The sequence below is a fragment of the Thiomicrorhabdus sediminis genome (assembly GCF_005885815.1).
Taxonomy (GTDB): domain Bacteria; phylum Pseudomonadota; class Gammaproteobacteria; order Thiomicrospirales; family Thiomicrospiraceae; genus Thiomicrorhabdus; species Thiomicrorhabdus sediminis.
This window is the reverse complement of sequence record NZ_CP040602.1, coordinates 541465-557220: the sequence shown is the minus strand read 5'-3', so window position 1 is coordinate 557220 and position 15756 is coordinate 541465. Positions and strand designations below refer to the sequence as shown.

13 protein-coding genes are annotated in these 15756 nt (G+C 45.0%); 6 read left to right on the top strand and 7 right to left on the bottom strand.

Features of this window, described 5'->3' with window-relative positions:
- Nucleotides 1–34 precede the first annotated feature (34 nt).
- On the bottom strand, nt 35–1162 hold the full coding sequence (gene lptF, locus FE785_RS02490) for an LPS export ABC transporter permease LptF (RefSeq protein ID WP_138564085.1): 1128 nt from the start codon (nt 1160–1162) through the stop codon (nt 35–37).
- 191 nt (nt 1163–1353) lie between these two features.
- Here lptF and FE785_RS02485 point away from each other — a divergent pair, with 191 nt between their 5' ends.
- From FE785_RS02485 to FE785_RS02465, 5 genes are all read left to right on the top strand, one after another.
- Nucleotides 1354–2838, top strand: coding sequence for a leucyl aminopeptidase (locus tag FE785_RS02485; protein WP_138564083.1), 1485 nt, complete (start codon nt 1354–1356; stop codon nt 2836–2838).
- 23 nt (nt 2839–2861) lie between these two features.
- Nucleotides 2862–3326: a DNA polymerase III subunit chi gene (locus FE785_RS02480; RefSeq protein WP_138564081.1), complete on the top strand. Its 465-nt coding sequence runs from the start codon at nt 2862–2864 to the stop codon at nt 3324–3326.
- Nucleotides 3327–3504: 178 nt separating this feature from the next.
- Nucleotides 3505–4542 carry a type IV pilus twitching motility protein PilT gene (locus FE785_RS02475; RefSeq protein ID WP_138564079.1) on the top strand — a complete coding sequence of 346 codons (1038 nt, stop codon included), beginning with the start codon at nt 3505–3507 and terminating at the stop codon, nt 4540–4542.
- A gap of 67 nt (nt 4543–4609) precedes the next feature.
- Nucleotides 4610–5761, top strand: a complete 1152-nt coding sequence (locus FE785_RS02470; protein WP_138564077.1) for a PilT/PilU family type 4a pilus ATPase — start codon at nt 4610–4612, stop codon at nt 5759–5761.
- A 49-nt stretch (nt 5762–5810) separates the two neighbouring features.
- Complete coding sequence (locus FE785_RS02465; RefSeq protein WP_138564075.1) at nt 5811–6806, top strand: M14 family zinc carboxypeptidase; 996 nt, start codon at nt 5811–5813, stop codon at nt 6804–6806.
- A gap of 85 nt (nt 6807–6891) precedes the next feature.
- On the opposite strand, the gene FE785_RS02460 is transcribed toward FE785_RS02465, so the two are convergent.
- From FE785_RS02460 to uvrB, 3 genes are all read right to left on the bottom strand, one after another.
- Complete coding sequence (locus FE785_RS02460) at nt 6892–7971, bottom strand: L,D-transpeptidase family protein (RefSeq protein ID WP_138564073.1); 1080 nt, start codon at nt 7969–7971, stop codon at nt 6892–6894.
- Entirely contained in the window at nt 7958–8833 is an 876-nt protein-coding gene (locus FE785_RS02455) for a nuclear transport factor 2 family protein (protein ID WP_168188895.1), read from the bottom strand. The genes FE785_RS02460 and FE785_RS02455 overlap by 14 nt, the downstream gene beginning before the upstream one ends.
- A 199-nt stretch (nt 8834–9032) precedes the next feature.
- Entirely contained in the window at nt 9033–11063 is a 2031-nt protein-coding gene (gene uvrB / locus FE785_RS02450) for an excinuclease ABC subunit UvrB (RefSeq protein ID WP_138564068.1), read from the bottom strand.
- 190 nt (nt 11064–11253) lie between these two features.
- Here uvrB and FE785_RS02445 point away from each other — a divergent pair, with 190 nt between their 5' ends.
- Complete coding sequence (locus FE785_RS02445; protein ID WP_138564066.1) at nt 11254–12435, top strand: pyridoxal phosphate-dependent aminotransferase; 1182 nt, start codon at nt 11254–11256, stop codon at nt 12433–12435.
- A 63-nt stretch (nt 12436–12498) separates the two neighbouring features.
- On the opposite strand, the gene FE785_RS02440 is transcribed toward FE785_RS02445, so the two are convergent.
- The 3 genes from FE785_RS02440 to FE785_RS02430 form a co-directional block, all read right to left on the bottom strand.
- Nucleotides 12499–13365 (bottom strand): DNA ligase, encoded by an 867-nt coding sequence (locus FE785_RS02440; protein WP_138564064.1) that lies wholly within the window; start codon nt 13363–13365, stop codon nt 12499–12501.
- Nucleotides 13366–13392: 27 nt separating this feature from the next.
- Nucleotides 13393–13653 carry a ComEA family DNA-binding protein gene (locus FE785_RS02435; protein WP_138564062.1) on the bottom strand — a complete coding sequence of 87 codons (261 nt, stop codon included), beginning with the start codon at nt 13651–13653 and terminating at the stop codon, nt 13393–13395.
- 178 nt (nt 13654–13831) lie between these two features.
- Complete coding sequence (locus FE785_RS02430) at nt 13832–15712, bottom strand: polysaccharide biosynthesis protein (RefSeq protein ID WP_138564060.1); 1881 nt, start codon at nt 15710–15712, stop codon at nt 13832–13834.
- Nucleotides 15713–15756: the final 44 nt, after the last annotated feature.

Here is a 15756-nt window from a genome sequence, read left to right as displayed (position 1 = left end):
CCCGCTAGTGCGTTGAGTTTCGCTAGGCAAACCATCAGAGCCTGCTTCCCGGTCTTAAACGGCGTAAACGCCACCACGCATGTTCACCACTGTGATCGGTTAATGCCAACATGGCAAAAACCAGCACAACCGGCCACAAACCCAGCCAGGCAGGCCAACCACCATTGCCAATGGCATCACGCCCCATCACCAAAAACTGGTTATAAAGAATGTAAACCAGCAAAGCGATAAATATCTTGGCAAAACGCCCTTCTCGTGGCCCGGTTTTACTCAGCTTCAAGCCGATTAAACCTAAAATCAAAACACCTATCGGCGTTACCAAACGCCATTGCAGCAATGCCTGCGCTTCATTGGTTGACGCATGCCATAAGGCGATTGTAGAGGATTCCAATAATTCAGGTCTTGATGCAATCGGCGTCAACGCCGGCAATACGCCTTCGTAACGAGCAAACTTCTGAATACTCACCTCGGCCGACGGCACATTCATCTCTGAATTAAAAGCGCCCGTCAGATTAATACCATGCAGACCACGGTAACTTTGGCCATTCTCTAAAACCAGGACAACCCGGTTATCACGCCATTCAAAACGCCCTACAGGCGCACTTAACACCATATCCACCTGCGGACTTCTCAGCTGCAGCCAAACATTGCGCATTTGTCCATCCTCAATGGTTTTAGCATAGAGCACGCCTTGATTATTGGGTAAAGGGTTGAACTTACCGGCCACCAAACCGGCCATCGGAGAAACCGTCTGTGCCTCGGCGATGATCACACGTTCCTGCTGATAAGCCCAAGGCGTGACATAAAGACTAATCAACGCCGTGAACAGCGCCACCGGAATAAGAAAATGACTGATGCGTTGTTGAAAATACTTTGGGGTAATGGCGCAGCTTTGCAAAACCACCATTTCCTGATCTTGATACAATCGGCCGATAGCGAGCATGACCGCAAGCAAAGCGACCAAAGGCAGAATAATTTCCAAAGCCGGAGGGATTTTCAGCAGCAACACCTGAAAAACCACTGAAGAAGGTATTTTGCCTTCAATGGCATGGGTCAGCAATTGAGTGGCTTCACTGCCGAATGTAATCAGCAATAGCACAATCAACACCGCTGCAAATGTCTGCCCAAGTTCTTTGTAAATATATTTATCGAGAATTCGCAAAAACCGGCTCTCTCAATTAGAATAGGATGAATTAAATTAAGCCAAATTGTAAGTTGACCGCTGCCATTATACCCAGCGAATCTCTCAGGCGAAACACAAGCCGGATATAAAGACGGCCTGGCTGATAAAAACTGTGCTTTTGGCCGCATACCTTTGGTAAAAAAAACAATCAATGCAAGGACTCCATCCCAATGAAAAACCTAAGTTTCTCTTTCTCTTCTGCAAGCCAAACTGACGATACTTGGATCGTACCGGTAGATAAACAGGGCAATATTGCCGCCGATACAACAGGCCTATCAAACCAAGCGGATCTAGCCAATCTAATGCAAGAACTTACGGATAGCGGCGATTTGAAAGGAGCCCTAGGAAAAACACTTACTCTAATCAAACCACAGGGCATTAAGGTGTCTCGCCTGATTCTGGTAGGTTTAGGTGAACTCGATAAACTGACGGTAAAAGGCTATCTAACCGCAATCAAGGCCGCTGCCGAAGCCGTTAAACAAAACGGCTCCGAGCAGATCGACAATTTTATGGCACAAATCCATCCAGAGGGTTTCGACAAGAGCTGGAGTACCTTACAAAACACTTTGATTATTCAACAAAGCCTTTATCAATATAGCCACGCCAGCCGTGGCAAATTTGAACCGCTGGAAAGCAGACTTCAGCAAGTCAATTTTGTCGGTTGTGATGAAGCCAACGCGGCACTACAAGCGCAGGCTACCGCAAAAGGCATGACATTGACGAAAGATCTTGCCAATATGCCAAGCAACTTTTGTACCCCGGCTTACCTGGCCGAAACCGCCGAACAATTGGCTAAAGACTACGGTTTTGATGTCAATATCCTCGAACGTGAACAAATGATCGAGATGGGGATGGGGTCATTTATGGCTGTAGCGCAAGGCACCCCAACGCCACCGAAAATGATCTGCTTGTCATATCAGGGGGCGGATGCCGAGCAAGCACCGATTGCTCTAGTTGGTAAAGGGGTCACTTTCGATACCGGAGGTATTTCCCTGAAACCTGGCGCCTCAATGGACGAGATGAAATATGACATGGGCGGTGCGGCAACAGTGCTGGGGGTCTTTAAAGCACTGGGTGAGCTCAAACCTGCAATCAATGTCGTTGCTGTGATACCCTCCACAGAAAACATGCCGGCCGGCAATGCGATCAAACCGGGGGATGTGGTAACCTCCCTTTCCGGTCAGACCATTGAGATCCTTAATACCGATGCGGAAGGCCGTTTGATTCTGTGTGACGCCTTAACTTATGTGCAACAAGCCTATAAACCGGCAAAAGTCATTGATATGGCGACGTTGACCGGCGCTTGTATTATCGCACTGGGCAACCATGTTTCGGCAGTATTGGGTAATAATCAAGAGCTGGTTGATGAGTTGATTGCATCAGGTCAATATACCTATGATCGTTTATGGCAGCTACCTTTAGGTGAAGAGTGGGATGAACAGTTAAAATCCAACTTTGCCGATATGGCCAATATCGGTGGACGCGAAGGCGGCACCATTACCGCAGCACAATTTTTAGCACGCTACACTAAAGAAGTCGATTGGGCTCATTTGGATATCGCCGGTACGGCTTGGACAAGTGGTGCCAATAAAGGCGCTAGCGGGCGCCCGGTACCGACCCTGGTTCAGTTCTTGGTCAATAGCGCTAACGCTTAAATAGATTGAAAATAGGCAAAACCATGAGCATCGAAACGACGCAGCCCCACTCCAGCGCAACAGCATCACAAGACGTGGTGTTTTATGTGCTTAATAGTAGCGAGCCGAAAGAGCGCGAACAGTTTCTGGCTAAGCTGTTAAAAACCATCTGGAAACAGCAACGTCGTGCCGATGTGCGTTTTGCCGATATTCAAGAAGCGCAACGCTTTGACCTAACCCTGTGGAACCAATCGCCGCAAAGCTTTATTCACCATGCTTTTGCGCAAGAGATGAAAGCGCCTATTCAACTGTTCGGCGAACAGATTGATAAAAAATGCGAAGATGTGCTTATCAATATGCATCCAAATTTTGCGGATTTTTATCCACAATACCAACGCACCATCGAGATCCTCGATCAGTCCGAATACCTTATTGAAATGGGGCGCGAACGCTGGAAAGCCTACAAAAAAGCCAACTTGGAACCGTTGGTGCATAAAATCGGTTTTTGAACCGTGCCTAACCATAGCGTTAAATCACATCTTAACCACAAGCGTTTTTAGCTGTATTCAGCCTCTCACCAAAAAGCTTTATCAAACTCATAGGAGTTTTTTATTCTCATTAGCCTCTAGCTTCTCTATAATGAATTTCAACACTTACCCGTTAATCTTGCTGTTGAAGGTCTGAATTATGGATATTACCCAACTACTTGAATTTGGTGTTGAACAAGGTGCTTCTGACTTGCACCTCTCTACCGGTCAGCCTCCGATTATCCGAATCGACGGTGATGTACAACGTATCGAAGCGCCAGATTTTGAAGCCGAACAGCTGCAAAAGATGGTATACGACATTATGAGCGACGAACAACGTCGCGGCTTTGAAGAAACCCTGGAAGCCGATTTTTCTTTTGAACTGCCTAAAATCGCTCGTTTTCGTGCCAATGTCTTTTTTCAAAACCGAGGCATTGCCGCCGTATTTCGTACCATTCCAAGCAAGATTCTCACATTGGAAGACCTCAATACCCCCCCGGTATTCAAGAACATTGCCGAATTCCCTCGTGGACTGGTATTGGTAACCGGCCCGACCGGTTCTGGTAAATCGACAACGCTTGCCGCCATGGTCGACTATATCAACAAACGCGATCCGGCTCATATTCTTACCGTTGAAGACCCTATCGAATTCGTGCATAAATCCCACCGCGCGCTGATTAACCAGCGTGAAGTTCACCGAGACACCAAAAGCTTCAACAACGCTTTACGCTCCGCTCTTCGTGAAGACCCCGATGTCATCCTCGTTGGTGAGATGCGAGACTTGGAAACCATACGTTTGGCGATGACCGCCGCGGAAACCGGTCACTTGGTATTTGGAACCTTGCATACCAGTTCGGCGGCAAAGACCATCGACCGAATCATTGACGTATTCCCTGCAGAGGAAAAAGAGATGGTGCGTTCTATGTTGTCGGAATCTCTGCAAGCCGTTATTTCACAAACCTTATTGAAAAAAACGACCGGTGGACGTGTCGCCGCCCATGAAATCATGCTGGTCAATTCGGCGATTCGAAACCTGATTCGTGAAGCGAAGATTCCTCAGATGTATTCGGTAATCCAAACTTCCAACCAATTGGGCATGCAGACCATGGATCAGAACCTCAAAGCCTTGGTCGACAAAAATGTGATTTATAAAGACGATGCCAGAAGTAAGGCGGTCAATAAGAGTTTGTTCGCTTAGTTTAACTAGCAACTCATCGATTTACCTATTCACCTAACCAGTAGCGATATTGTCAAAGGAGCTCGATATGGCAGAACCTGAAAACCTAAGTGAATTCGATAAGATTCTTCTCCATTTCACACAAAGTGGCGGCTCGGATTTATTCGTCACTGCCGGTCGCCCGATTACCATGAAGAAAGATGGTCACCTTGAGACAATTACTGAGGACGTCATCGATCCCGAAATGGCAACGTTGCTTACTGAGCTGATGATGAACGATGATCAAAGAGCCATTTTCCACGAGACTCAGGAATGTAACTTTGCCTATCATATCCCCGGCACGGCGCGTTACCGTGTCAATATCTTTATGCAACGCGGCACACCGGGTATGGTTATCCGCTCAGTTCATACCGATATTCCAGAGTTCGAAACGCTGAACCTGCCGCCGGTAATGAAAGAGTTCATTAAAGAAAAAAACGGCTTGCTGCTAATGGTAGGTGGAACCGGCTCCGGTAAGTCGACGACCTTGGCCAGTTTGATTGGTGTACGTAACCAGACCATGGACGGTCATATCATCACGATTGAAGACCCGATCGAATTCGTCCATAGCCATAAGAAAAGCATTATCACCCAGCGAGAAGTCGGTGTGGACACCGAAAGCTATGAAGCCGCCTTGAAAAACACCTTACGACAGGCGCCTAATGTTATTTTGATTGGTGAGATTCGCTCACACGAAACCATGGAACACGCGATTGCCTTCGCCGAGACTGGCCACCTTTGCGTATCGACACTGCACGCCAACAATACCAACCAGACACTGGATCGTATCGTCAATTTTTTCCCGGCTATCCAGAAAAACCATATCCTGATGGATTTGTCATTGAACCTGAAAGCCATTGTTTCGCAACGCTTGATTCCGAAGATCGGCGGTGGACGTATTGCTGCGGTCGAAGTGTTGATCAACACTCCACGCGTCTCTGAACTGATTATGCAAGGAAATGTCGGAGCACTGAAAGAGATTATGCAGAAATCCTCCGCCATCGGCATGCAAACCTTTGACCAGGCTCTATTTGACCTCTATGAAAGTCAGCAGATCACCTATCAGGATGCGTTACGCTATGCAGATTCTGCGAATGATTTACGCCTTAATATCAAGCTTAATAGTAAACTACCACCGCCAGAGGGCATTGGGATGGATGAAGCCTCTGCTTTAAGCCTGAGAGGCGATGCAGAGGAATAATTCCTTTGAATAAATACGAATAACCATTTAACAGAAATTAACGTACAGAATGCTAAACCAAAAATCGTGGATTCTTGTTGCTGGCTTGATTTTCAGCGCCAGCAGTTTCGCCAGCACTCCATCAGACACCAATTCACAGAATATCGAATCATTTTGCAAAGAGTGGTCACACACCTTAAGAACCGTTAAATACGATGGTTGCCTTGAGTTGAATATGCAAGCCGGTCCTATCGCAAGCATTGAAAAGCGCGCTATTCCAATCAAGCGCTTTACTCCCGCAGAGCAACACAGCAACAAGCCGACCGGAAATATTCTGTTTATCAGCGGTATCCATGGCGATGAATATACCGCGATTAGCCTGACCTATTTATGGATGATGAATATGCAGGCAAACCAGAACGAAACACGCCAGAACTGGATGTTTTTTCCATTGGCCAATCCCGATGGACTTTTTCAGGGGCCTGCGACTCGTGTTAACGCCAATGGCGTCGACATTAACCGCAACTTCCCCTCTCCCGACTGGGATGAATTGGCACTGAAGAGCTGGCAGCGTTATAAAAACAAGCGCCGTTATCCAGGTGAAAGCGCTAACTCAGAGCCCGAAACTCAGCTATTGGTCAATACCATCAAAGAGTTTAAACCGGATGCGATTATTTCCATTCACGCTCCCTATGGCTTACTTGACTATGACGGCCCTGATCATGCCATACCCAATAAAATCGGTGCTTTACACCATCGTGAACTGGGTACCTACCCCGGTTCACTAGGGCGTTATGCCGGAGAATACCTGAATATCCCGGTGCTCACCTTGGAACTGCGTTCCGCGGGTTCCATGCCGAGCCAACAAGAGATTTTTAAAATGTGGCGCGATGTCGAGCTGTGGACAGAACAGAAAATCCAGGGAAAAAAGATTGCCGACAGCTACAAAAGCAAAATGCGAATTATCGAACAGTCGCTCAAGCACTCCGAGCAACACCCACATCAACATCATGAGAAGCCAAATCAGGCCGCTACAGCGCCAGTGGAGAGTATGAAGCTGAACTAAGCTCTCTTCTTTTACATTGTTCTTAAAACTAAAAAAGCCGTTTTTAGACGGCTTTTTTGTACATAAATTGAGGCTGTTAATTAGGCTATTTTTGCGCTAACTTATTAATTTCATCAGCCGATTCCACCTTAACTATCCAGTCCCCATCGCCATCGCGCTTCCAAAATTGATGATGTAAACGCTGACTGTCAGGATCGGGGAACGTCACATAAAACAGATCTTTTTCGTTCGGGTAGCGGAACACGCTGACCTGCTGCCAATTCACTTGCGGTTGGTTATCCGCCAACCAAGCTTGGATTTGCGTAAGCAGATATTGCGACGAGGCCATCAAGGTTTTATCGACCGGCTGGTCAACAATAACAACCGGTGTGGCAAAAGGGATGTCGTATTCCGACAATAGACGTTCCATCGCTTTGTTATTCAATACCACACAACCGCGACTCGCCCTAGGTGCTCGAATATAGGTATCACTCGGCACGCCATGCAACCAGATCCCCGAACCGGTTTTACCGTTAGATTTATCCCAGATATTCGGGTAATTCAGCGGCAAGGCACCTACTCCGTATAAATCCGGTAAGTCAGACCCTGGCAATAAATCGACAATATGATAGACACCAATCGGTGTACGTAAATCGCCTTCGCGCTCTTTACCGCTGCCTTTTCGCCCCATAGTGACGTAATAATCGGCAATACGCTGCATGCCTTTTCCGGCATCGCGTTTGTATACATACAAACGACTTTCTTGCAGACTGACCAGGATAATATGTTTTTGCTCGGCGCTTTTTAAGACAAAATCGTTAAACTCATCGGTATGCTTGAGATTATTGTTGGAAAACTGCCAACGCACCTCGGCTTCGTCGATGAGCCTGGCAACACTTTTCGGGTTCTGCTGACGTACCTGTTCAATCAGTTGCAAATTGCCGGCTTTTGCAGCCAGTAAATCGGCTTTTAACAGGTGTGCCAATTTATATTTGGGAAAGCGCTCGCCCAGCTCTTCAAAAGTCGTCAAGGCCTGTTGCAGCTGCAGTTGCTGTACCGATTGCAAACCGTTAATCAGTTTCTGCTCGGTTTGCAGCACTTCGTCTGCATGCACCGCATTGACCGCCAAGCATGCAGCTAAAGCGGCTTTTAATAACCAATTATGACAACGACTATTTGCCGTCATACATCACTACCTCTTGGACGATTTTCCACTGGTTATTATGTTTTTGCCATAACAAGACCTTGTAGACATCGTCTTTAAAACGATCCGAGTCATAACGCTGATAAAAACGCGCGCGGATAAAATCATCACTGATCGGAGTCAAGGTCAATTCATCGACATAGACCTTAATATAATCAGGACGCTTTAGACTAATATGACGGTTTTTGATCCAATAATCCAGCGACCAACCGTTTTTGGGGATAAAGGCTTTATCATCATAGAAACTCAAATAACGCTCGACATTCTGACTGGCCCAAGCCTGACGCCACAGCTCCACCTGCTTTTTCACCACACGCATACCATCTGCATTTTCCGCTTTGATCACCACTTGCTGATTAGGTAACTGTGCGCTCTTAATATCAAAATAAAGCAGCTGTGCTGTTGGCTCGATTACCTTGCTGTCTTTAAAGACTTGTTTATAAGCCTTTTGTGCTTCATAAGCGTAGATTTGATTAAGGTTAGCCAAGGTTGTCGCAACTTGAGGATTCGACTCTAATGCTCGATCCAAACGTTTCTTAGCTTCGTCATAACGCTTTTGCTGAATCAACACAACGGCAATATTATTTTCCACCGCGCGAGCTAACTCGGGAATCAATTCACCGGACTCTGCCAATTGGCTCCATAACGCTAGCGCTTCATCTCGGTTATTCCGTTCCATTGCCTGCAAGCCGAGTTGAAAAATATCGGCCTGTCGCTTCAATTCCTGCACCGGTGACTTATCGTTAGCTAAATTTTGCTGGGCGTAATTCGGCGCACTGAACAACAACGCAAATAACGCGATAATCAACTTTAGATGTAATGGTTTTTGAGAAACTCGAAGCATACTGGAAACACGGGATGGGGATGAAAGCATAAAGTTAAATGATTTTTTTAGTGTACGATCTCTGAATTTAGAGTTAATTGTCAACTGCTAACAATTTTATTTAAGTTCAATGACTTAACAAAATATGACCCTGTCATAGCAACCTATAAAAAATACGTATTTTATTTTGTTTAATCCGTAAAACACGCAGGCAGCTATTCTACCTTAAATCACCAATGCCAACCATATTAGTTTTCAAGGTTTTCACCTCGTCGCGAAGCTGCGCGGCGGCTTCAAAATCGAGATCCTTGGCCGCTTTATACATCTGTTTTTCCAACTTCTTGATATGACTTGCCAACTGAGCCGGGGTCATCTCCGGTGTTGACGTATATTGCTGTGTTTTCTCAGCGGCTTTTGTCGCAGACTGTTTACGTGATGATTTGCTGCTATAAGGAGAACCTTCAAGAATATCGCTGACCTTTTTGTTCAAACCTTGCGGGGTAATGCCGTGATCCAAATTGTACTGCATCTGTTTGGCACGACGGCGCTCGGTTTCATCAATGGCCTTTTTCATCGACTTGGTGATTTTGTCGGCATAAAGAATCGCTTTACCTTCAACATTTCGCGCCGCACGGCCAATGGTCTGAATCAATGAACGCTCGGAACGTAAAAAACCTTCCTTATCCGCATCCAAAATCGCCACCAGGGACACTTCTGGAATATCCAACCCTTCTCGCAACAGGTTAATCCCCACCAGCACATCGAACTCGCCTAAACGCAAATCACGGATAATCTCAATGCGCTCCACTGTATCGATATCCGAGTGCATATAGCGCACACGCACTTGATGATCCTCCAGATACTCGGTCAAATTCTCCGCCATACGTTTGGTCAAGGTAGTAACCAGAATGCGCTCATTCTTTTCGGCGCGTAAACGAATTTCACCAAGCAGGTCATCGACCTGGGTGGTTGCCGGACGGACTTCCAATTCGGGATCCAACAAGCCGGTCGGACGCACCACCTGCTCGATCATCTCCGGGCAATGCTCGGCTTCATAATTACCGGGGGTTGCCGACACAAAAATCGTCTGCGGCATAGCGCGCTCGAACTCTTCGAACTTCATCGGACGGTTATCCAACGCCGATGGCAGGCGGAAACCGTAAGTCACCAGATTCTCTTTACGCGAGCGGTCGCCTTTGTACATGCCGCCGATTTGCGGAATGGTGACATGGCTTTCATCAATCACCATCAACGCATTTTTTGGCAAATAGTCCATTAAGGTCGGTGGCGCTTCCCCGGCATTGCGCCCGGAGAGATAGCGTGAATAGTTCTCGATGCCGGTGCAGTATCCGAGCTCAACCATCATTTCGATATCAAGCTTGGTGCGCTCTTCAAGGCGCTGCGCCTCAACCAGCTTATTCATCGAACGTAACTGTTCCAAACGCTCTTTCAAATCCACCTTAACCTGTTCGACCACCTGCAAGGTGCGTTCCCTAGGTGTTACATAATGCGATTTAGGATAGACCGTGACACGAGTCACCTTGGCAATGATCTCGCCGGTTAAAGGATCAAACCAGCCGATATTTTCGACCTCGTCATCGAATAATTCGATACGTACCGCATACTCTTCGGCTTCCGCCGGGAAAATATCAATCACATCACCGCGCACTCGAAAAGTACCGCGCCACAGTTCGACATCATTGCGGGTGTATTGCATCGAAGTCAAACGAGCCAAAATATCTCGCTGACTGATGGTATCGCCCAAGCGCACCTGAAGGATCATCTTCAAATACATTTCCGGATCACCCAAACCGTAAATCGCCGATACCGTGGCGATCAGAATCACATCCTCACGCTCCAGCAATGCTTTGGTGGCGGACAATCGCAGCTGCTCGATCTGTTCATTGACCGATGAATCCTTGGCGATATAGGTATCCGAAGCCGGTACATAGGCTTCTGGTTGATAGTAATCGTAATAGGAGACAAAATATTCCACTGCATTATTAGGAAAAAAGCCTTTCATCTCGCCATAAAGCTGAGCCGCCAAGGTTTTATTGTGGGCGAGGATAATGGTAGGCCGCTGAATCGTTTTGACCACATTCGCCACCGTGAAGGTTTTACCAGAACCGGTGACCCCTAAAAGCGTTTGATAAGCTTCCCCGTTTTCAATTCCTTCCACCAATTTGGCAATTGCGGTCGGCTGGTCTCCATTAGGCTGATATTGCGAAACGAGTTCAAATGCTTTCGACACGATTTTTCCTTAGCGTTTTGTTGTACTTTTTGATTCTAAAAAACCTTAAAATCCAGTAGAATGAAGCGAAACTTGCTTTAATTGATGGACTAGGGATATGCCAATGCCATCCTTTATCGGCAAACCTATAAAAAACTGATTAGGCAGCCTATTATTATACCTGTTCAAGCATCGTGGAGAAAATCATTCAATGGCCAACCTATCTGACCGTGTCAATCGTGTTAAACCTTCTCTTACTCTCGTAATCACCGCAAAAGCTCAAGAACTGAAGCGCGCAGGCAAAGACATTATCAGCCTCGGTGCCGGTGAACCAGACTTTGACACTCCGGACCATATTAAAAACGCGGCCATTGAAGCCATTAAAAACGGCGAAACACGTTATACGGCCGTTGACGGTACCGCAGATTTAAAAGAAGCAATTCAGGCCAAATTCAAACGTGATAACGGCATCGATTATGAAATGAACCAGATTCTGGTTTCATCCGGAGGTAAACAGAGTTTTTACAACCTTTGCCAGGCGTTTCTAAACGATGGTGACGAGGTCATTATTCCAGCACCCTACTGGGTCTCTTATCCGGATATGGTGTTATTGGCAGGTGGCGAACCGATAGTTATCGAGGCCGGTATCGAACAAGGCTTTAAAGTCACGGCAGAACAGATTGAAGCAGCCATTAGCGACAAGACCCGTTTACTGGTGCTAAACAGCCCGTCCAATCCTACCGGTGCGGTTTATACCGCCGATGAGCTCAAAGCGATTGGTGACATGTTAGCGAAGTATCCAAATATTGTGATCGCCTCTGATGATATGTATGAACACATCATGCTGGATGACACCGGCTTCACCAATATTTTAGAAGTATCCCCAGAACTCTATGACCGTACAGTGGTGATGAACGGCGTATCTAAAGCCTATTCGATGACAGGCTGGCGTATCGGTTATGCTGGTGGCCCTGCCGAGCTAATCGCCGGTATGCGTAAGGTTCAGTCACAAAGTACTTCAAACCCTTGCTCAGTTTCACAGGCGGCATCGGTCGAAGCCTTAAACGGTTCTCAAGACTGCATTCAAGTAATGCTGGTTGAATTCAAAAAACGCCACGAATATGTGGTGGAAAGAATCAACAATCTGCCGGGCTTCAAATGCATCAAGGCAAGCGGTGCTTTCTATTCATTTATGGATATCCGTGAAGCGATGACAATCAAAGGTTACAACACCGATACCGATTTTGTTGCTGCGTTATTAGAAGAGCAACTGGTCGCAGCGGTACCGGGTTCGGCGTTTGGTGCCGATGGTTATATGCGTATTTCTTTTGCCACCAGCATGGAAAACCTGGTTAAGGCACTGGATCGTTTTGAAGCCTTTATGAAAGCTTAATCCTCTGTAAAGAGCCTTTATGCCAAGCCTGCAATTGCAGGCTTTTTTATATCTAGCTTTCGCCTATAAACGTTTATCCACACCCTTAAATACCGGAAAGCGCGGCAAACCGTTTTTAGTCAGGCCCGAATATTCAAATTGAATTCTACTGCCAATTACGGGCGGCTGCGCCCGCAAACAATCCGTTAGCCCACTGCCGATTTTAATCACGGTATCGATCGTTAAATCTGGAAATAACCGTTGGATTTGTTCTGCCAGTAAGCGACACTTTAAAGCCCCAACCTGATTGATATACTTACCTTTGCCCGAGGTATAACCAACCACTTCACACTCTGCGTCCTGTTTAAGCTTTAATTTCAACGCCGTGTTTGAGCGTCCTGTTTGATAAGGTTCGTCGGCTTTTCTGATCACCAAGCCTTCCGCACCTTGAGAACTCATGCTGGCCAATAAACCTTCCAGTTCTTCTCTATTTGCAACAGGTTTTTGCTCGATAAGATGAACATGATGAAGCGGGCGTTCATGTAAATAATCCCTAAGCACTTGAAGTCGCTCTAATAAGCAGCCTGCTTGATTTGGTACTTCAAAAATATAATAACCAACCTTCTGCCATCGCTTATCAGGCACATATTGACTGACAATCGAAAAGGTTTCTGCAAACATGTTACGCCCAATCCAAAGCTCACCATCCAATTCAAAAGCGGGCAGCCCTTCTATAAACCATTCTGGAGCATTGATTTTATGACCTTGCCTGGAAAGCAAGTTTTTGCCATCCCAATAAGCTCTGACACCATCAAGCTTTTCACTGACCAGCCAACCTTTGATATCCTGGCTGCGATTGAAACCCTCCCACTGTTGCAATAACAACAGCTGAGGCGCGGAATTCGCTATGCCAGAAACAAAAAAGCCTAGTACGAAGACTAGGCTTATCATTATGCGTTTCATATCAATATCACATATTTATTCAAACTGTAAATCGGCAGAAATTTTGGCAAGGGTTTTCTCACCAATTCCTTTAACTTGCAACAAGTCTTCGGCTGTAGTGCATTTTTTCTGCTGGCAAAAATCACTAATCGCCTGAGCTTTGGCCGGACCAATACCTTTTAATGCCGAAGAAATCTCCTCCACACTGGCAGTATTGACATTCACCGGTGAAGCAGCGGCTTGAAAACTTAATATACTCAACGCTAAAGCAGTTAATAACGATCTGATACTTTTCATTGTTATCTCTCCATAAGTAAAAAAACAAAAAGCCTTATGAAAAATCATAAGGCTTTCAAAAGGATAACACTCAAGTACGTATAATTAATAATCAAAATTATTTAACATTGATCAACAATAATTTTAATTTTATTAATTACTTATATATTCGAAATTGAAAAAGACAATATTGAAGTAGCTAAGCCTTCTTTAAATAATCTACAATTTCAGAATAATGATTAAAACCTTCTACCATGGATTGAACGGCTTCCCTCAAACCTTCATACCCACCTTCCTGTAGAAGCTGCCTAATATTATTTAACTTTGATTCAAACTCATTTAAACTCATTGAATATTCATTGGCTCTCATAATTCTAGGATGTTGAGTTCCGCTCACATTATCCCCAATTAGCAATTCCTCATAAAGTTTCTCACCTGGACGCAATCCAGTATAAACAATCTCTATTTCACCGATCCCATCGTCTTCATAAGATTGGAATCCAGAAAGTTTGATAAGTTTTTTAGCTAAATCTGCAATTTTTACAGGCTCCCCCATATCTAAAACAAATACATCTCCACCACTGCCCATGGAACCAGCCTGTATGACTAAAGAAGCAGCTTCAGGAATTGTCATAAAAAAACGTGTAATCTCAGGATGGGTAACAGTAACTGGCCCACCTTCAGCTATCTGTTTCTTAAAAAGCGGGATAACAGAACCCGATGAACCCAGAACGTTTCCAAAGCGAACCATTACAAAGCGAACATCACTATACTCTTGCTGGAGTGCTTGTAATGCCAATTCGGCCATTCTTTTACTAGCCCCCATAAAATTGGTGGGCCTAACAGCCTTATCGGTAGAAATCAGTACAAAATTTTTAACGCCCAGCTCAGCCGCAGCCTTTGCAACAATAAATGTCCCGAATGCATTATTTTCAATACCTTCTGCAATATTATGCTCAACAATAGGCACATGTTTGTAGGCGGCGGCATGATAAATTGTGTCTATAGAATAAAACTCTATAACCTTTTTAATTTTGGCCGACTGCTTAATATCCCCCAATACAAAAAAAAGCTCCACACTTAGGTTTAACTCGAATTTCAATGCGTTAAGTTCTTGTTCTATGGCATATAGAGAAAACTCATTCAATTCGAACACTACTACTTTTCGGGGATTTAAACCAATAATTTGACGACACAACTCTGAGCCGATGGATCCACCACCTCCAGTAATCAAAATATTTTTACTCTCAATGCATTGATGAAGAAGAGTATCATTTGGCAATACGGGTTCTCGTCCTAATAAATCATCTATATTGACATCTCTCACATCGGAGGATGACAACTTCCCACTCATAATTTCATCAAAACTCGGGACGGTGGAGATCTTAACTGAAAAGCTCGTCAACCAATTCAATAACTCTTTACGCTGCCTTGTTTTCAAACTCGGTATCGCCAGTAAAAGCTCTTTGACTTGAAATTTTTCAATTAATTGAACTAAATCATCACGGCTATATACTTTTAGTGAACCAATTTTCTGATTATGCAGATGTGAATTATCATCTATAAAAGCAACGACTCGTTTATTGGTTACACCTGATAATGCTTGCATTAACTGGCGACCAGACTGGCCAGCACCAAAAATAATAACAGGCTCTGATTCAACATTCACTCCGGCAATATTGAGCAATAACCAACGTGCAATTAAACGCGAACCGCTGGTATATACAAGAACTACAAACCAAGCAATAATTAATGCCGACCGCGGATAAGGCATATCCAATAAAAAAATCAGTGTTGACCAAAGAACAAATGCAACAGATACCGCAAGGAAGACCGTCATAATAAAACGGTAGCTTATATATCTTACTACGGCTCGATAGAGTTCAAATTTAATAAAAACTGGAATAAAGATTACTGGCAATAAAACAACAGCTGACGCATAGTAAGCATAGTCAACCTCAAAACTTCCCAAACGAAGCCAAATCGCAATCAAGCTTATTAACGATAATGCCAAAACATCAACTGTTACTGAAATCAGTCTTTTTTGCCAGCGCGCGGCTGAGAGTAACCAAGAGATCAAATTAAATTACCAGTATATAAATAAAACATAAAAAGTTTACCTCC